Below are 16,302 nucleotides of genomic sequence, written 5' to 3' on the forward strand. Positions count from 1 at the left end.
GGTGGTGGTCGGTGGCCGGAGGGGCGGTCAGCTGATCCGGTCGGTGATCCAGGTGGCGAGGGCTGCGGCGTCGTCGCGCGTCAGGCCGTGGCCCCCGGGGGAGCGCCGGGCGGTCAGCTCCGCGCCGGAGGCGGTGTGCAGGTACTGCCAGCTGCGGGCCTGCAGCTCGACGGGGATGACCGTGTCGGCGTCCCCCTGCGTGACGAGCACGGGCACACCGGCGAGGCGGCCGGGCGTCGTCGGCACGCCCGCATCCCAGGGCAGGGTGGCGTACAGCGTCGCCAGCCCGGCGAACCGGGCGGGATCGTCCAGGACGACGCCGCCGGCGAAGGTCGCACCGCCGCTGAACCCGGCGAGCACGACGGGGCGTTCGGGCGGGGCGACCTTGTCCAGCCAGGCGCGGAACCAGGCGACGGTGGCGGTGAGGGACTCCGGGACGGGCCGCCCGATGCCGCGGTTGGCGAACCAGGCGTAGCCGCCGCCCTCGCCGATCGGTGCCCGCACCGCCGCATAGGCAGGCCCGGCCGGCAGGAGGTCGGCGAGGCCGATGATGTCGCGCTCGTCGGACCCGCGACCGTGCAGCAGCACGACCAGCGGCGCGTCCGGGGAGTCGGCGCCACGCCAGAGCGCCGTGGGCTCGGTGGACGCGGTCATGCCCCGGCCTCGTCGTGCTCGGTCACGATCCGGCCGGCGGTGCGGACCCCCGACCAGCGGGCGACCTCGGCGTCCAGGTCCAGCCGGTCGACCGGTGCGGAGTGCTCGTACTCGCCCCAGTCCGCGCGGGGCAGCATCCACATGATCTCGAACTCGTTGCCGTCGGGGTCGGCGCCGTAGACGCTCTTGGTCGCGCCGTGGCTGGACTCCCCGGTGTAGGCGCCGGCGTCGACCAGCCGCTGCCGGAACTCGGCGAGCTCGTCGATGGTGTCCAGCTGCCAGGCCAGGTGGTAGAGGCCGACCCCCCGGCGGCGCGGGGCACCAGCCGGACCGCTGCCGAACAGACCGAGGTCGTGGTGGTTGCCCGAGCGGGGCAGCCGGAGGAACGCGGCGTCGAACCGCTCCTCGCGGGTGACCACCTGCATGCCGAACACCTCGCCGTAGAAGCGGGTCGACCGGTCGAGGTCGGCGACGAAGAGCACGGCGTGGTTGAGGCGGACGGGGGACGTCGTCATGGTGCCTCCTGGGCGACGGGGCGAGCTGCGCGGATGGATGAGAGGTGGGTGTCAGGAGACGACGGCGAAGCCGCCCGTCCAGGCGACCTGCTCGCCGGCGGCCAGGGTGAGCTGCAGGAAGCCGAGCGCCTCGAGCTCCCGGGCGCGGCGCAGCGGACCGGCGTCGACCGCGCGGAGCCCACTGGCGGTGATGATGCCGGCCAGCTGGGACTTGGCGTCGTCGTCGTCGCCGGCGATCAGCACGGTGGTGGGCTGCTGCCCGCCGACGGTGCCCGACGCCAGGGTGGCGGCGAAGGTGGTGTTGAACGCCTTCAGCACGCGCGACTGCGGCAGCGCCGCGGCGATCTCGGCGGCGGCCGAGCCGTCGGCCGGGACGACGAGGGAGTCGAAGGTCTCGAAGTCCAGCGGGTTGGTGATGTCGACGACGACCTTGCCGGCGAGCTGGTCGCCGCGCTGTGCGACGACGTCCGCGACCGCGCCGTAGGGAACGGCGAGGATCACCACGTCACCGGTGACGGGGGTGGCGGTGTCGTTCTCACCGAGCAGCTCGACGGTGCTGCCGCCCCCGGCGACCAGGCCGGCGATGGCCTGCCCCATGTTGCCGGTGCCGAGAATGCTGACGTGCGCCATGACGGTCCTCCACGTTCGTTGAAGCGACAACCTTCACGGGGATCAGCATACTTGATGCAACAACAATTCCTGACGAGGATGTGACCGTGGGCACCCCCTGGCTCGACCGCCGTCAGCTGCGCGCCTGGATCCGGCTGCGTGGCGTCTTGGAGCTGCTGCCGGGCGTGCTCGATGCGCAGCTGCGGCGGGATGCCGACATCACCGAGTTTGAGTACTACGTGCTGGCGATGCTCTCCGAGGCGCCCGCTCGAACGCTGCGGATGACCGAGCTGGCCCGGCAGACCAACGCCACGCTGCCCCGCCTCTCACACGTCGTCAGCCGCATGGAGGCCCGCGGTCTCGTCGAGCGCTCTCCGTGCCCCGAGGACCGCCGGGCGACCAACGCCCGGCTCGCGGAAGCCGGCTGGACGAAGCTGCAGGACGCGGCCCCTGGCCACGTGGCCACCGTCCGCCACCACGTCGTCGACGCGCTCACCGACGAGCAGATCGACCAGCTCACCGCCATCGGCGACGCGCTGCTCGCCCGGCTCGACCCCTCCGGGTCGATGGCCGCGACCTACACCCGCTACGACCGCCCGGACGGCGACGTCGAGCAGCGTGCCGCCGGCTGAGGCAGCCCGGCAGAACCGACGAGAGGCCCTGGTCGGCGAACCGACCAGAGCCTCTCCCGTGGGGTGAGTGACGGGGCTCGAACCCGCGACACCCAGGATCACAACCTGGTGCTCTACCAGCTGAGCTACACCCACCGCGACTCCGCCCGGGCGCACCGGCCCGGGGGAACGCGACCACGATACCGGAGGCCGCCGGCGGACCCGCCGGGGGAGTCGCAGGGCTCAGGCGGTGCCGGCGTCCCCGGCCGCGAGCAGCCCGGCGAACGAGCCGACCACCTGCTCGGCGGCCTGCTTGGCCTGGTCGCCGCTGGGGCCCGGCGCCGGGACGAACAGCGTGCGCCGGTAGTAGGCCAGCTCCCGCACCGACTCAATGATGTCGGCCAGCGCCCGGTGCGCCAGCCCCTTGGGCGGCTGGGCGAAGTACACCCGAGGGAACCAGCGGCGGGCCAGCTCCTTCACCGAGGAGACGTCGACCATCCGGTAGTGCAGGTGGTCGTCGAGCTCGGGCATGTCGCGGGCGAGGAAGCCGCGGTCGGTGCCGATCGAGTTGCCGCACAGCGGGGCGGAGCGCCGCTCGGGGACGAACCGCTTCACGTAGGCCAGGATCTGCTGCTCGGCCTCGGCGACGGTGAGCGTGGCGGCGCGGACGGCGTCGGTCAGCCCCGACTTCGCGTGCATCTCCGCCACGAAGTCGGTCATGCCGTCGAGGTCGGCGTCGTCGGCGGAGATGACGAGGTCCAGGCCCGTGTCCAGGACGTTGAGCTCCGAGTCGGTGATCAGCACCGCGACCTCGATCAGCTTGTCCTTGGTGAGGTCCAGCCCGGTCATCTCGCAGTCGATCCAGACCAGGTGCCCTGCGCTCTCCGCCACGCCGCCCGACAGTACGCACCGCTCGCCACGACCGCCCCGATCACCCCTCGTGTCGACGCGCATCCCAGCCGCTGTCACGGGCACGGCCCGGACGGCTCGGTTTCGGTGCGCGTGCCCGTTAGGGTCGCCCGAACGCCCGCCGTCAGGAAGCCCTCCCGTGTCCTCTGCACCCGCACCCGCCGCCACCCCCGTGCCCCCGGCGCCGGGCACGCTCCGCGCCGGCCTGGCCCACCCGATCGCCCTGGTGCGGTGGCTGTGGGCGGCCTACGTGACCCCGGGCCGGCCCGGGCGGTCCACCGGGCAGACCGAGCTGCGCTGGATCTACACCGCGTGGCTGGCGGCGTTCCTGCTGAAGATGCTGGGCTCCTCCTGGGACGTCTCCTGGCACTTCAAGTGGCTGCGCGACGACCTCGCGCCCCCGCACCTGCTCAACACCGTGGGCACCGCGGTCGTCGTCGCCCTGGTGCTGTTCCACAGCTACACCGGCTACGGCGTGGACCGGCGCGCGCTGCGCTGGATGCAGGCCGGCACCGCGACGTTCCTCGTCGCCATCCCGGTCGACCTGGTCAACCACCGGGTCAACGGCCTGGACATCACCAGCTGGAGCCCCAGCCACGCGCTGCTCTACCTGGGGACGGCGATCATGCTGGCCGGCGCGCTCCGCGGCTGGTGGCTGTACGCCGCGCCGGGGCGCACCCGAGACCTGGTCTCCCTGGGGCTGTGGCTGTTCTTCGTCGAGAACGTGCTCTTCCCGAACCAGCACCAGGAGTACGGCGTGCTCTCGCTGGAGGCGTACGACGCCGGGCGGACGACGGCCGAGCCCTCGCTGCTGGACTTCGCGGCATCGCAGGGGCAGTCCCCGGCGATGTTCATGCTCCCGGTGCCCTCGTGGGTGCACCCGGCGTGGCTCGTCTGCGCCGGCCTGCTGGCGCTGCTCCTCGCCCGCCGGGTGGTCGGCGCGCGCTGGACGGCGACGCTGGTCACCGTCGGCTACCTCGGCTACCGCGGCGTCATGTGGCTCGGGCTGGTCGCGATGGACTTCCCGCCGTCGGTGCTGCCGGTGGTGCTCGTCGTCGGCGCGGTGCTGGTCGACGTCGCCGTGGACCGGCGGGTGCCCGGCTGGCTGGCCGGCCCGGTGGTGACCGCGGCGGTGTACGCCGCCGCCTTCCCGCTCCAGCAGCTGGGGCTGCTGCCGCCGTGGAACTGGTGGTCGGTGCTGCCCGTGGCGGTGGCGTTCGCGGCGCTGTGGGCGGCGGTCGACGCGCTGGCCGGCAGCGCCTGGCTGGTGCGCTGGCGCACCGCGGAGGAGCCGGCCCGCACGGCCATCGCGGCCTGAGACCGCGGCTCCGCGCACCACGGAGCCGTCGTCGGCGATGACGTAGCGTCGTCGCCGGCTGCGGGCCCCCCGGTCCGGCCCGACCGCAGAACCCGACCGCCCGGAGGACGACGTGCTGGTCCTGACCCCGGAGCCGCTGGAGACGGCGGGTGAGCGGGCGTTCTTCGGCGAGCTCGCGCGGTGGGACACCGGCCCCGCGGTCCGCGCCGCGGTCGTGGCGTCGCTCCCGCTGGTCGACCAGCCGCTCGGCCGCCGCCAGTCCGACGCCGTGCTGCTGGTGCCCGAGGGCCTCGCCGTCATCCGCGTCGTCGAGGTGCTCCGGCAGTCCGGGGCGGTGACGGCCCGGCCCGAGGGGCCGTGGACGATCGCCGGCGGGTCCGGTCCCGAGCAGGTGCTGCACCTCGCCGGCGGCGGCTCCTCGCCGCTGGACGGGCTGATGGCCGCCGGCATGGACACCGCCCTGAAGCTGCGCCGGGCCGGCTTGGAGCCCGGGCGGATCGCCCGGCTCACGGTGCTGGTCGGTGAGATCACCGGGCTGGTGCCGGCCGACGGCGACCTGGGCGAGGGCGACCTGGTGGCCACGCTCGACCCCCGCTCCCTGCTGCTGGCCTTCGCCCGTGCTTCGCGGCACGCCGGCGTCGCCAACCCCCGGCTCTGGACCACCGCCGACGTGCGGGCGGCCCTGGCGGCCCTGGAGCTGCCGGGTCGCGGCCCCACCCTCGAGGAGCTGGGCGGCGAGGCCTTCCCGTACTCGCCCTACGTGCTGCGCCGCCCCCAGTTGCTGACGCCGGCGGCGATGGCCGCCTCGCCGGTGGTCGCCACGCCGGACGCTCCCGAGCCCGGAGCGGGCGGCGACGGACGCGAGGGGGAGGTGCTCAGCGCCACGGCCGTCGCCCGGGCGGTCGCCGCCTCGGTGGCCTCCGCGCACGCCGCCGCCGTCGCGGCCGCCGCACCGACCGGGCAGCGCGACACCGTCGAGGTCGACGGGGCCCCGGCCCCGCCGCGTGCCGAGGAGACGACGCCGGCGCGCCCCGACGCCGAGCCGCCGGCCGGGCCGCGCACGGCGGTGCTCCCGGCCGCGTCGCCGGCTCCCCGGCCGCCGGCCGATCAGCCGCCGGCCGGGGGAGTGCCTGCCGAGCCGCCCGCCCGGCCGCCGCTCTCCCCGGCGTGGGGCGCCACCGCCTCGGGTCGGTCGGCCGACCGGGGCCCGGCCGACCGCCGCCGCATCGCCGTGCTGGCTGCTGCTGCGGTGGCGGTGCTGGTCGCCTGCGTCCTCGGCGTCTGGCTGCTGTCCGGCGACGAGCCGGCCGGGAACGACGCCGGGGGCGACGAGCCGGCCGAGACCTCCGTGGCCGGCCCCACGACCGGCGAGGTGCGCGAGGTGGACGGCACCGCCTTCACCGTGGAGGCGGTGCAGGTCGACGACACCTGTGTCGGGCACTCCTACGGGGAGGTGGCCGGCTTCTTCGCCGCGAACGACTGCGTCGGGCTCTCCCGGGGGCTCTACTCGGCCCAGGTGGAGGGCGTGCCGGTGGTGGTCTCGGTCTCCCGGGTCACCATGGCCGACGACGCCACCGCCCGCGAGCTGCGCGCGCTGACCGACCGCAACGGCAGCGGGAACGTCAGCGACCTGCTCCGCGAGGGGGTGCGCTACGACGGTGCGCCTCCGGGGCTGCGGTCGGCGCAGTACGCGAGCGCGGTCTCCGGCTCCACCGTCACCGTCGTCGAGAGCGCGTGGTCCGGGGCCGGGGCCGGCAGCACCCAGGCGCTGGACGAGGCGGCCTCCGACGGCCTCGTGCTCCCGGTGCCGCCCGTCAGGTGAGGGACCGGGTCCTTCTTCAGGTGGTGGCCGCCGCCCAGGCCATGGCGGCGAGCAGTTCGGCCATCGCGGGCCGGTCGAGCCGGCCGGCGCTGTGCGGGGTGGAGTTGATCAGCCCGAAGACGGCGTGCGCGCGGGCGCGGCAGGCCGCCGCCTCCGCGTCGGGGTGCACCCGCGCGAGCACGGCCACCCACACCTCGACGTAGCGGCGCTGCAGCCGCCGCACCTGGGCCGCCTCGGCGTCGGGCAGCGAGGTGAGGTCCCGGTCGTGCACGACGATCAGCGCCGGGTTGTCCAGGGCGAACTCGACCTGGAAGCCGATGAGCGCGCGCAGCTGGTCGGCCGGGTCGCTGCCGGCGGCCGCGACCCGCTCCCGCCCCCCGTCGGCGAGCCGGGCGCTGATCCGCAGCAGCATCTCGGCGAGCATCGCGTCCTTGCTGGCGAAGTGCCGGTAGATCGCCGGCCCGGTCACCCCGACCGCCGCCCCGACGTCGTCGACACCGACCGCTCGCGAGCCGCGCTCGGCGAACAACCGGGCGGCGGCCTGCAGGATCTGCTCCCGGCGCGACGGGCGGGCGGCGTCCGCGTGGAGCGCGCTGTCCTGGGCGGGGGAGCCCGGATCGAGCCCCGTGCCGACCGTCGTCATGCGACGGATGCTAGCCCGGCGGTGAACTCGCGTTAACCCCTCGATCGGGAGGGGTGGACCCCGACCGTGAACCGTGGTTAACCTCTGCGACGTGGACGCACCGGTGCTCTCCCACGCCTCCCCGGCCGACCCTGCCGGCGCTGCCCGCAACGCCGCGGCGCACGCCGACCTCGTCGCCGACCTGGCCGGCCAGCTGCGGCGCGTCGCGCTCGGCGGTGGCGAGCGGGCCCGTGAGCGGCACACCGCGCGCGGCAAGCTGCTGCCGCGCGAGCGGGTCGATGCGCTGCTGGACCCCGGCAGCCCGTTCCTCGAGCTCTCGCCGCTGGCGGCCCACGGCATGTACGACGGGGATGCGCCGGCGGCCGGGATCATCACCGGCATCGGCCGGGTCTCCGGCCGCGAGTGCGTCGTCGTCGCCAACGACGCCACCGTCAAGGGCGGCACCTACTACCCGATGACGGTCAAGAAGCACCTGCGCGCCCAGGAGGTGGCGCTGCAGAACCGGCTGCCCTGCATCTACCTGGTCGACTCCGGCGGGGCGTTCCTGCCGATGCAGGACGAGGTCTTCCCCGACCGCGAGCACTTCGGCCGGATCTTCTTCAACCAGGCCAACCTCTCCAAGGCCGGGATCGCGCAGATCGCCGCCGTCCTGGGCTCCTGCACCGCCGGTGGCGCCTACGTGCCCGCGATGAGCGACGAGGCGGTGATCGTCCGCGAGCAGGGCACGATCTTCCTCGGCGGGCCGCCGCTGGTGAAGGCGGCGACCGGCGAGGTCGTCACCGCCGAGGACCTGGGCGGGGGAGACCTGCACAGCCGGGTCAGCGGGGTCACCGACCACCTCGCCGACGACGACGCGCACGCCCTGCAGATCGTCCGCCAGATCGTGTCGACGCTGGGCCCGCGCGAGCCGCGGCCGTGGGACGTCGAGCCGGTCGAGGAGCCGGTGCACGACCCGGCGTCGGTCTACGAGGTCGTGCCGCCGGACCCGCGCACGCCCTACGACGTCCGCGAGGTCGTCGCCCGGCTGGTCGACGGCTCCCGCTTCGCGGAGTTCAAGCCCCTCTACGGGCAGACGCTGGTCACCGGCTTCGCCCGGTTGCACGGGCACCCGGTCGGCATCGTGGCCAACAACGGCGTGCTGTTCGCCGAGTCCGCGCTCAAGGGCGCGCACTTCATCGAGCTCTGCGACCGCCGCAAGATCCCGCTGCTGTTCCTGCAGAACATCACCGGCTTCATGGTGGGCCGCGACTACGAGGCCGGCGGCATCGCCAAGCACGGCGCCAAGATGGTCACCGCCGTCGCCTGCGCGCGGGTACCGAAGCTCACCGTGGTCATCGGCGGCTCGTTCGGCGCGGGCAACTACTCGATGTGCGGCCGGGCGTACTCGCCCCGGTTCCTCTTCACCTGGCCCAACGCCCGCATCTCGGTGATGGGCGGGGAGCAGGCCGCCTCCGTGCTGGCCACCGTGCGCCGTGACGGGTTCGAGGCCCGCGGCGAGGAGTGGCCGGCCGAGGAGGAGGAGGCGTTCAAGGCGCCGATCCGCGAGCAGTACGAGTCGCAGGGCCACCCGTACTACGCCACCGCCCGGCTGTGGGACGACGGCGTCATCGACCCCGCGCAGACCCGGACCGTGCTCGGGCTCGCCCTGTCCGCCTGCGCCAACGCACCGCTCGAGGAGGTCGGCTATGGCGTCTTCCGCATGTGACCGCAGCGGCGTTCTGTGTACGAACCGCCGCGTGGTCGGGGAGGGGTGAGCGGGGTGTTCGACACCGTCCTGGTCGCCAACCGCGGCGAGATCGCCGTCCGGGTCATCCGCACGCTGCGCGCCCTGGGCATCCGCTCGGTCGCGGTGCACAGCGAGGCCGACGCCGGGGCGCTGCACACCCGCCTGGCCGACGTCGCCGTCCCCATCGGGCCGGCCCCGGCCGCGCAGAGCTACCTCTCCATCGAGCGGGTGCTCGACGCCGCGGCCCGCACCGGCGCCCAGGCGGTGCACCCCGGCTACGGGTTCCTCTCGGAGAACGTGGAGTTCGCCCGGGCCTGCGAGGCGGCGGGGATCGTCTTCATCGGCCCGCCGGTCGCCGCGATCGAGGCGATGGCCGACAAGATCCGCGCCAAGCAGACGGTCATGGCCGCCGGGGTGCCGGTCGTGCCGGGGCGCACCGAGCCCGGCATGAGCGACGCCGAGGTCACCGACGCCGCCGTCGCCGTGGGGTTCCCGGTGCTGCTCAAGCCCAGCGCAGGCGGCGGCGGCAAGGGCATGCGGGTGGTGCGGTCGAAGGACGAGCTGCCGGACGCGATCGCCGGGGCGCGGCGCGAGGCGAGCGGCTCCTTCGGCGACGACACCCTGCTGGTCGAGCGGTACGTCGGCAACTCCCGGCACATCGAGGTGCAGGTGCTCGGCGACGCGCACGGCACCGTCATCCACCTCGGCGAGCGAGAGTGCAGCCTGCAGCGCCGGCACCAGAAGGTGATCGAGGAGGCTCCCTCGCCGCTGCTGGACACCTCCATGCGGGCGTCCATGGGGCGCGCCGCGGTGGAGGCGGCGAAGGCGGTCGGCTACACCGGCGCGGGCACGGTGGAGTTCATCGTCGACGCCGACCGGCCGGGCGACTTCTTCTTCCTGGAGATGAACACCCGGCTGCAGGTCGAGCACCCGGTCACCGAGATGGTCACCGGCCTGGACCTCGTGGAGCTCCAGCTGCGGGTGGCCGCGGGGGAGCCGCTGCCGATCGACCAGAGCGACGTCTCGCTCGACGGGCACGCCATCGAGGCCCGGCTCTACGCCGAGGACCCGGCCCGCGGCTTCCTGCCCCAGGCCGGCACCGTGCTCGGGCTCGTCGAGGCCGAGGGCCCCGGCATCCGGGTGGACTCGTCGCTGGCCGTCGGCTCGGTGGTCGGCACCGACTACGACCCGATGCTGGCCAAGGTCGTCGCCTGGGCGCCGGACCGGGAGACCGCGCGGGCACGTCTGGTGGGGGCGCTCGGGCGCACCGCCGTCCTCGGGGTGACGACGAACGCCGCCTTCCTGCGCGCGCTGCTCACCGATCCCGACGTCGTCACGGGGAAGCTGGACACCGGGCTGATCGAGCGCCGCGGCGAGGCGCTCACCACCGCCGAGCCCGTGCCGTTCACCGTGTACGCGGCGGCGGCGCTGGCGCTGCTGGTGGAGTCCGAGCCGACCGGCGCCGTCGTCGACCGCTGGGACGTGCCCGACGGCTGGCGGCTCGGTGAACCGGCGTGGACGGTGCGCCGCCTGCAGGCCGCCGGCGGCGAGCCGGTGGAGGTGCGGCTCCGGGGCCGGGCGGCCGCGGCCGAGGTGCAGGTGGCCGACGGCGCGGTGCCCGCCCGGGCGGTCGTGGACGGCGACCGCCTGGTGGTGACGGTGGGCGACCGGACCAGCTCCTACGCCGTCGTCCACTCCGGGGGGACGGTGTGGCTGGCCGCCGACGGGCACGTGACCGCGCTGCGGGAGCACGAGCGGCTGGCGAGCTCGGCCGGGCAGGCCGGGGGCGACGGCGCCGTCACCTCGCCCATGCCGGGCACGGTGACGGTCGTGCGCGCCTCCGTCGGCGACGAGGTCGAGGCGGGCACCCCGCTGCTCGTCGTCGAGGCGATGAAGATGGAGCACGTGCTCACCGCCCCGATCGCGGGGACGGTGACCGAGCTCGGTGTGACGGCGGGCCAGACGGTCGCGCTGGACGAGCGGGTGGCGCTGGTGACCCCGGCGGCCGACGCTCCCGATCAGCAGGAGAACTGATGTTGGACTACCGGCTCAGCGACGAGACCGAGGCGCTGCGGAAGACCGTGCAGGAGTTCGCCCACGAGGTGATCGCCCCGCAGATCGGCGAGTTCTACGAGCGCGACGAGTTCCCGACGGAGATCGTGCGGCAGATGGGGGAGATCGGGCTGTTCGGCCTGCCCTTCCCGGAGGAGTACGGCGGCGCCGGTGGCACCTACTTCGACCTGTGCGTGGCGCTGGAGGAGCTGGCGCGGGTCGACAGCTCGATGGCGATCACCGTCGAGGCGGGCGTCTCGCTCGGCGCCATGCCGATCTACCGGTTCGGCACCGAGGAGCAGAAGCGGGAGTGGCTGCCCCGGCTGTGCACCGGCGAGGCGCTCGGGGCGTTCGGCCTGACCGAGCCCGGTGGCGGGTCCGACGCCGGCGCCACCCGCACCACCGCGCGCCTGGAGGACGGCCACTGGGTGATCAACGGCTCCAAGGCATTCATCACCAACTCGGGCACCGACCTCACGGCGCTGGTGACGGTGACCGCGGTGACCGGTACCCGGCCGGACGGCGGCAAGGAGATCTCGGCGATCATCGTGCCGTCGGGGACGCCGGGCTTCACCGTCGGCCAGCGGTACTCGAAGGTCGGCTGGAACGCCTCGGACACCCGCGAGCTCTCCTTCGACGACTGCCGCGTGCCCGAGGAGAACCTGGTCGGGGCCCGCGGCCGCGGCTACGCGCAGTTCCTGTCGATCCTCGACGAGGGGCGGATCGCGATCTCCGCGCTGTCGGTGGGGCTGGCCCAGGGGTGCGTGGACGAGTCGGTGAAGTACGCGGCGCAGCGGGAGGCGTTCGGCCAGCCGATCGGCCGCAACCAGGCGGTGCAGTTCATGATCGCCGACATGGAGGTGCGGGCCTCAACCGCGCGGCTGGCCTACTACCGGGCGGCGGAGAAGATGCTGCGCGGCGAGCCGTTCAAGCGCGAGGCCTCGATCGCGAAGCTGTACAGCTCCGAGGTCGCCATGGACAACGCCCGCTACGCCACCCAGGTGCACGGCGGCTACGGGTTCATGAACGAGTTCCCGGTGGGCCGCTTCTACCGCGACGCGAAGATCCTCGAGATCGGCGAGGGCACCAGCGAGGTGCAGCGGATGCTCATCGCCCGCGACCTCGGCGTCGGCTGACGGGTGCGGCGCGGCCCGGCGTCAGCGGCGGGCGAGCTCCGCGGCCAGCGGGTCCAGGCCGAGCTGGCCGAGGGCGAGGACGTCGCGGTGCCACTGCGCCAGGTCGAAGGCGTCGCCGGCCCGCCGCCGGGCCTCCTCGCGGCAGGTGAGCAGGACCCGCTCGCCGACCTTGTAGACCGGCGCCTGCCCGGGCCAGCCGAGGTAGCGGTGCAGCTCGTCCACGCGCATCGCGTCCGCCATGCTCACGTGCCGGCGCAGGAAGGCCAGCGCGACGTCGTAGTCCCAGCGCGTGCCGGTCGCGGCGCCCGCGGGGATCGGCAGGTCCAGGTGCACCCCGATGTCGAGCACCACGCGCGCGGCCCGCAGCTCCTGGGCGTCGAGCATGCCCAGCCGGTCGCCCGGGTCCTCCAGGAAGCCGAGCTCGCCCATCAGCCGCTCGGCGTAGAGCGCCCAGCCCTCGGCGTTGCCCGAGCACGAGCACAGCAGCCGCTGCCACCGGTTGAGCCGCTCCGCGTCGTGCACGGCCTGCCCGATCTGCAGGTGGTGGCCCGGCACGCCCTCGTGGAAGACGGTCGTGGTCTCCCGCCAGGTGGTCATCTCGTCGACGCCCTCGGGGAGCGACCACCACATCCGGCCAGGACGGCTGAAGTCCTCGCTGGGGGCGGTGTAGTAGACGCCCTCGCCCGAGGTCGGGGTGAGGCGCCCCTCGATGCGGCGCACCGGCTCGGGGATGTCGAAGTGCACGCCGTTGAGCGCGGCCACCGCGCGGTCGGCGGTCTCCTGCAGCCAGGCCTGCAGCGCGTCCCGGCCCCGGATGATCCGCGCGGGGTCGGCGTCGAGGGCCGCCATCGCGCCGGCCACCCCCGCGCCGGGTGCAATCTCCTCGGCGACCCGCTCCTTCTCGCTGACGATGCGGGCGAGCTCGGCCCAGCCCCAGTCGTAGGTCTCGTCGAGGTCCAGCCGCGCACCGGTGTGGTAGCGCGACTCGACCAGGTAGCGGTCGCGGCCCACGCCGTCGGCCTCGGGCGCCAGCGGCAGCAGCACCCGCTCAAGGTGCCCGGCGAACCCGAGCAGCGCGCCCGACGCCCGCTCGGCGCCGTCGGCCAGGTCGCGGCCCAGCGCGCTCCGCGGCTCCACCGGCGCCTCGCGCGCCAGCCGGGTGAAGAAGCCCGGCCGCTCGGGGGTGCCCGCCCACTGCCGCGCCCGCTCCGCGGCCAGCCGCACCTGCCGGGCGGCGGGGGCCCGGCCGCGATCGGCGGCGTCGCCCAGGCCGCGGGCGTAGCCGAGCAGGGCCGCGGGCATGGCGGCGAGCCGCACGGCGACGGCGGACCAGTCCTCGTCGGTCTCCGTGGGCATCAGGTCGAACACCTCGCGGAAGCCCTGCAGCGGGCTGTCCACCGTGTTCAGGTCCGCCTGCGCGTAGCCGGCGTCGTAGCGGTCCAGTTCCGCGCCCAGCCGCTCCAGCATGGCGCTGCGGGCGATCTCGTCCCGCCGGTCGAGCGGCTCCAGCGCCTCGGCCTGCGCCCGGGTGCGGCGCAGCAGCTCCGCGTGGGCGGCGTGCCCGTCGGTGCTCAGGTCGGGCCACCGGTCGTCGTGCCCCCGTACCCCGATGTAGGTGGCGACCACCGGCTGCGCCGCCGCGTAGCTGTCGACGAAGCCGTCGGCGAGCAGGTCCAGCGGGGACGGCGGGCGCGCGGGGGAAGCGGTCACCGGGCTCACGCTATCCCGGTGCGGCGCCGGCGCCCGCTACGCCGTGACGTCGATCAGCACCTTGCCGACGGCGCCGTCCTGCACCGCCTGGTGGGCGGCGGCGGTCTCGTTGAGCGGGTGCACGTGCAGCGGCAGGCCGGCGTCCTCACCAACCCGGACCGCACCGTCGGCGACCGCGGTGGCCACGTCCTCGATGCCGAGCACCTTGGCACGCTCGGGCTCGGTGTAGACCAGCACGAACTGCCAGCGGGCGTTGGGCCCCATCTGCGCGCGGACCGGCACGGTCACCTCGGCGCCGCCGTCGTCGGCGTACATGGCGACCGCCCCGTGCATGCCGATGACCTGCGCGTCGACGGCGGCGTTGACGGCCGCGGACACCTCCACGATCGCGTCCACGCCCTTCGGCGCGATCTTGCGCACCTCGGCGACGACGTCCTGCTGCCTGTAGTCGACGACGTGGTCGGCGCCGGCCGCGGCCGCCAGCTGCGCCTTGCGCGGGCTGCTCACCGTGGCGATGACCGTCGCGTCGGCCCAGCGGGCGAGCTGGATGGCGGCGTTGCCCACCGCACCGGCCCCGCCCTGCACCAGGACGGTGCGGCCGGTGAGCGCGCCGGCGCCGAGCCGGTCGGGGAGGGACTCGGCGACCGTCAGGCAGCGGTGCGCGGTGAGGAACGGGATGCCGAGGGCCGCGCCCAGCTCGAACGGCGTGTTCTCGCCCAGCAGGACGACGTGCCGCGCGGGGACGACGGTGAACTCCGCGGCGGTGCCCCAGGGGCGCTGCCAGGCGGCCTCCCAGATCCACACCCGCTGGCCGAGCATCGCAGGCTCCACGCCCTGGCCGACGGCGTCGACGGTGCCGGAGCCGTCCTGGTTCGGCACCTGCCCGTCCGGGCCGGGCTGCGCGGTGCTGCGGGACTTCCAGTCGGTGGGGTTGACGCCGGAGAAGGCGACGCGGACCCGAACCTCGCCGGGGCCGGGCTCGGGGACCGGCCGGTCGACCAGCTCCAGGACGTCGGGGCCGCCAGGACGGGTGTAGGTGATCGCTCGCACGCACCGCCCGTTACCCCGGCTGCCCGGACGCACACCACCGACCCGACGAGGTGGGAGCGGTACGGTTTCTCGTACCGCATGCCGATGGGGGTCTCATGTCCGTCACCGCCAGCGAGGCCCGCCAACGGCTGTTCCCGCTGATCGAGGAGGTCAACGCCGACCAGGTCGCGGTCGAGATCGTGTCGAAGCGCGGTACCGCATTCCTCGTCTCGGCCGACGAGTACCGCTCGTTGAAGGAGACGGTCCACCTCCTGCAGTCGCCGAGGAACGCAGAGCGCTTGCGGGAGAGCCTGGCGGAGGTAGCCGAAGGGAAGGCGGAGCCTCACGAGCTGCTCGAGTGAGGATCGTCTTCACCACCCACGGCTGGGAGGACTGCACCAGCTGGGTGGGCGACCGGAAGACGCTCGCGCGGATCAACCGCCTGATCACCGAGGCCGCTCGGGACCCGGCCACGGGCACCGGGAAACCCGAACGCCTGCGCGGTGACCTCTCGGGCTGCTGGTCACGCCGCATCGACCAGGAGCACCGGCTCGTCTACACCGTCCGCGGCGACGACCTCGTGGTCCTCCAGGTCAGATACCACTACTAGTCCCGCCGGAGTAGTGCGTCAGCCAGGTGGGGCGTCGTCGTCCGTCGGCCACTCCGGGAGGGGCAGGCCGGATACCGTCAGCAGCCGCTCGACGGTCTGCTCGACCACTTCGTCGGTCGGCGGGACGCCACCGGGCGAGGCCATCAGCCGGCGCACCTCGGCCGGCTCGAGCTCGGTGCCCACCGCGTCGCGCACCCACCGGGCGTAGCCCTCCGCCTCGGCGTCGACGTCGACAGGGGCGGAGGCATCGGGCTCGTCGAAGTAGACGCGGGGTTCGTACCCGAGGAAGAAGCGGCCACCGGAGGCGTCGGCCGTGCGGTAGTCGACGGTCGCGATGTCGCTGTCGTGCACGTCGACCATCAGGAACGGCACCGCCGTCGGCCGCCCCGTGCGCCAGCGTCCCTCGCTGTAGACGAGCGTGCCGAAGTACCCCATGACCCGAGGCTAGCCGCCGGCGGCCCGTGCGGGTCAGAGCTGGGTGAGCGACCCCGGCGGGAGGTTGACGACGACCGCCTCCTGGCTGCTGCGCGCCAGCACGACGACCGCCTCCTCGTCACCCGGGTTCTCCTCCCGGTGCGGTGTCCACGGTGGCACGAAGACGTAGTCGCCGGGCTCGGGGGTCAGCCGCACCTCCTCGCCGTCCCGGGCGAAGACGAACACCGGCCGGCCGGAGACGACGTAGATGCCGGTCTCGGAGTCGCCGTGGTGGTGGTTGGCCGAGGCGGTGCCGGGCGCGACGTGCGCCTGGCCCATCCAGACCTTCTCCGCGCCGACGCTCTTCCCGGACACCGCCTCCTTGCGGGTCATGCCGCTGCTCTGGCCGGTGTCGGTCGAGAGGTCGGCCGCGCGGACGTGGCGCAGCGGCGCGTGCCAGTGGTCGGTGCCGCCGGGGGTCGGGTCCTCAGCCATGTCCGGACGCTAGCGCTGGATCGGCGCCGTGGCAGGCGGGACCATCGCC

17 protein-coding genes and 1 tRNA gene are annotated in these 16,302 nt (G+C 74.5%); 8 read left to right on the forward strand and 10 right to left on the reverse strand.

What is annotated here, in order from left to right; genetic code table 11:
- Nucleotides 1-27: 27 nt before the first annotated feature.
- The 3 genes from E9529_RS00430 to E9529_RS00440 are packed head-to-tail and all read right to left on the reverse strand — an operon-like array spanning nt 28 to nt 1,799.
- On the reverse strand, nt 28-654 hold the full coding sequence (locus tag E9529_RS00430) for an alpha/beta hydrolase (protein ID WP_236829159.1): 627 nt from the start codon (nt 652-654) through the stop codon (nt 28-30).
- Nucleotides 651-1,169 carry a VOC family protein gene (locus E9529_RS00435; protein WP_236829160.1) on the reverse strand — a complete coding sequence of 173 codons (519 nt, stop codon included), beginning with the start codon at nt 1,167-1,169 and terminating at the stop codon, nt 651-653. Before E9529_RS00435 ends, E9529_RS00430 begins: the two co-directional genes overlap by 4 nt.
- A gap of 51 nt (nt 1,170-1,220) precedes the next feature.
- A complete protein-coding gene (locus E9529_RS00440) occupies nt 1,221-1,799 on the reverse strand; it encodes an NADPH-dependent F420 reductase (protein WP_236829161.1) in 579 nt (192 codons plus the stop codon).
- A gap of 86 nt (nt 1,800-1,885) precedes the next feature.
- On the opposite strand from E9529_RS00440, the gene E9529_RS00445 reads away from it, so the two are divergent.
- Nucleotides 1,886-2,410 (forward strand): MarR family winged helix-turn-helix transcriptional regulator, encoded by a 525-nt coding sequence (locus E9529_RS00445; RefSeq protein ID WP_236829162.1) that lies wholly within the window; start codon nt 1,886-1,888, stop codon nt 2,408-2,410.
- 59 nt (nt 2,411-2,469) lie between these two features.
- On the opposite strand, the gene E9529_RS00450 is transcribed toward E9529_RS00445, so the two are convergent.
- Both E9529_RS00450 and orn read right to left on the reverse strand, forming a co-directional pair.
- Nucleotides 2,470-2,545 (reverse strand) — tRNA-His (locus E9529_RS00450).
- Between the two features lie 87 nt (nt 2,546-2,632).
- Nucleotides 2,633-3,280: an oligoribonuclease gene (orn, locus tag E9529_RS00455; protein WP_236829163.1), complete on the reverse strand. Its 648-nt coding sequence runs from the start codon at nt 3,278-3,280 to the stop codon at nt 2,633-2,635.
- 157 nt (nt 3,281-3,437) lie between these two features.
- Between orn and E9529_RS00460 the strand changes: the two genes are divergently transcribed.
- Nucleotides 3,438-4,616 (forward strand): hypothetical protein, encoded by a 1,179-nt coding sequence (locus E9529_RS00460; RefSeq protein WP_236829164.1) that lies wholly within the window; start codon nt 3,438-3,440, stop codon nt 4,614-4,616.
- Nucleotides 4,617-4,728: 112 nt separating this feature from the next.
- Nucleotides 4,729-6,438, forward strand: a complete 1,710-nt coding sequence (locus E9529_RS00465; protein WP_236829165.1) for a hypothetical protein — start codon at nt 4,729-4,731, stop codon at nt 6,436-6,438.
- 16 nt (nt 6,439-6,454) lie between these two features.
- Here the strand turns inward: E9529_RS00465 and E9529_RS00470 are convergent, their stop codons facing one another.
- Nucleotides 6,455-7,081: a TetR/AcrR family transcriptional regulator gene (locus tag E9529_RS00470; RefSeq protein WP_236829166.1), complete on the reverse strand. Its 627-nt coding sequence runs from the start codon at nt 7,079-7,081 to the stop codon at nt 6,455-6,457.
- Between the two features lie 91 nt (nt 7,082-7,172).
- On the opposite strand from E9529_RS00470, the gene E9529_RS00475 reads away from it, so the two are divergent.
- From E9529_RS00475 to E9529_RS00485, 3 genes are read left to right on the forward strand one after another with little or no spacing between them, the layout of a single operon-like run.
- On the forward strand, nt 7,173-8,786 hold the full coding sequence (locus E9529_RS00475) for a carboxyl transferase domain-containing protein (RefSeq protein ID WP_236829167.1): 1,614 nt from the start codon (nt 7,173-7,175) through the stop codon (nt 8,784-8,786).
- A 54-nt stretch (nt 8,787-8,840) separates the two neighbouring features.
- Nucleotides 8,841-10,841 carry an acetyl/propionyl/methylcrotonyl-CoA carboxylase subunit alpha gene (locus E9529_RS00480; RefSeq protein WP_236829168.1) on the forward strand — a complete coding sequence of 667 codons (2,001 nt, stop codon included), beginning with the start codon at nt 8,841-8,843 and terminating at the stop codon, nt 10,839-10,841.
- Nucleotides 10,841-11,995: an acyl-CoA dehydrogenase family protein gene (locus E9529_RS00485; RefSeq protein ID WP_236829169.1), complete on the forward strand. Its 1,155-nt coding sequence runs from the start codon at nt 10,841-10,843 to the stop codon at nt 11,993-11,995. Before E9529_RS00480 ends, E9529_RS00485 begins: the two co-directional genes overlap by 1 nt.
- Nucleotides 11,996-12,016: 21 nt before the next feature.
- Here E9529_RS00485 and E9529_RS00490 read toward each other — a convergent pair whose 3' ends face one another.
- Nucleotides 12,017-13,705 (reverse strand): DUF885 domain-containing protein, encoded by a 1,689-nt coding sequence (locus tag E9529_RS00490; protein ID WP_236829170.1) that lies wholly within the window; start codon nt 13,703-13,705, stop codon nt 12,017-12,019.
- 36 nt (nt 13,706-13,741) lie between these two features.
- Nucleotides 13,742-14,755, reverse strand: a complete 1,014-nt coding sequence (locus E9529_RS00495; protein ID WP_236829171.1) for an NADPH:quinone reductase — start codon at nt 14,753-14,755, stop codon at nt 13,742-13,744.
- 95 nt (nt 14,756-14,850) lie between these two features.
- Between E9529_RS00495 and E9529_RS00500 the strand changes: the two genes are divergently transcribed.
- Nucleotides 14,851-15,096, forward strand: a complete 246-nt coding sequence (locus E9529_RS00500) for a type II toxin-antitoxin system Phd/YefM family antitoxin (protein WP_304505536.1) — start codon at nt 14,851-14,853, stop codon at nt 15,094-15,096.
- A complete protein-coding gene (locus tag E9529_RS00505) occupies nt 15,093-15,344 on the forward strand; it encodes a Txe/YoeB family addiction module toxin (protein ID WP_236829172.1) in 252 nt (83 codons plus the stop codon). The genes E9529_RS00500 and E9529_RS00505 overlap by 4 nt, the downstream gene beginning before the upstream one ends.
- 18 nt (nt 15,345-15,362) lie before the next feature.
- Here the strand turns inward: E9529_RS00505 and E9529_RS00510 are convergent, their stop codons facing one another.
- The gene (locus E9529_RS00510) at nt 15,363-15,779 is read right to left on the reverse strand and encodes a hypothetical protein (RefSeq protein WP_236829173.1); all 417 of its coding nucleotides are present in this window, start codon (nt 15,777-15,779) and stop codon (nt 15,363-15,365) included.
- A 33-nt stretch (nt 15,780-15,812) separates the two neighbouring features.
- The gene (locus E9529_RS00515) at nt 15,813-16,253 is read right to left on the reverse strand and encodes a cupin domain-containing protein (RefSeq protein WP_236829174.1); all 441 of its coding nucleotides are present in this window, start codon (nt 16,251-16,253) and stop codon (nt 15,813-15,815) included.
- Nucleotides 16,254-16,302 lie beyond the last annotated feature (49 nt).

This window comes from Blastococcus sp. KM273128 (assembly GCF_021698975.1).
In the GTDB taxonomy this organism is placed as follows: Bacteria; Actinomycetota; Actinomycetes; order Mycobacteriales; family Geodermatophilaceae; genus Blastococcus.

Bases quoted from the DNA above. Each gene is read 5' to 3' on its own strand.
- E9529_RS00435 (WP_236829160.1), bottom strand. From the start codon at position 1,169: ATGACGACGTCCCCCGTCCGCCTCAACCACGCCGTGCTCTTCGTCGCC.
- E9529_RS00510 (WP_236829173.1), bottom strand. From the start codon at position 15,779: ATGGGGTACTTCGGCACGCTCGTCTACAGCGAGGGACGCTGGCGCACG.
- E9529_RS00485 (WP_236829169.1), top strand. From the start codon at position 10,841: ATGTTGGACTACCGGCTCAGCGACGAGACCGAGGCGCTGCGGAAGACC.
- E9529_RS00515 (WP_236829174.1), bottom strand. From the start codon at position 16,253: ATGGCTGAGGACCCGACCCCCGGCGGCACCGACCACTGGCACGCGCCG.
- E9529_RS00470 (WP_236829166.1), bottom strand. From the start codon at position 7,081: ATGACGACGGTCGGCACGGGGCTCGATCCGGGCTCCCCCGCCCAGGAC.
- E9529_RS00440 (WP_236829161.1), bottom strand. From the start codon at position 1,799: ATGGCGCACGTCAGCATTCTCGGCACCGGCAACATGGGGCAGGCCATC.
- E9529_RS00500 (WP_304505536.1), top strand. From the start codon at position 14,851: ATGTCCGTCACCGCCAGCGAGGCCCGCCAACGGCTGTTCCCGCTGATC.
- E9529_RS00430 (WP_236829159.1), bottom strand. From the start codon at position 654: ATGACCGCGTCCACCGAGCCCACGGCGCTCTGGCGTGGCGCCGACTCC.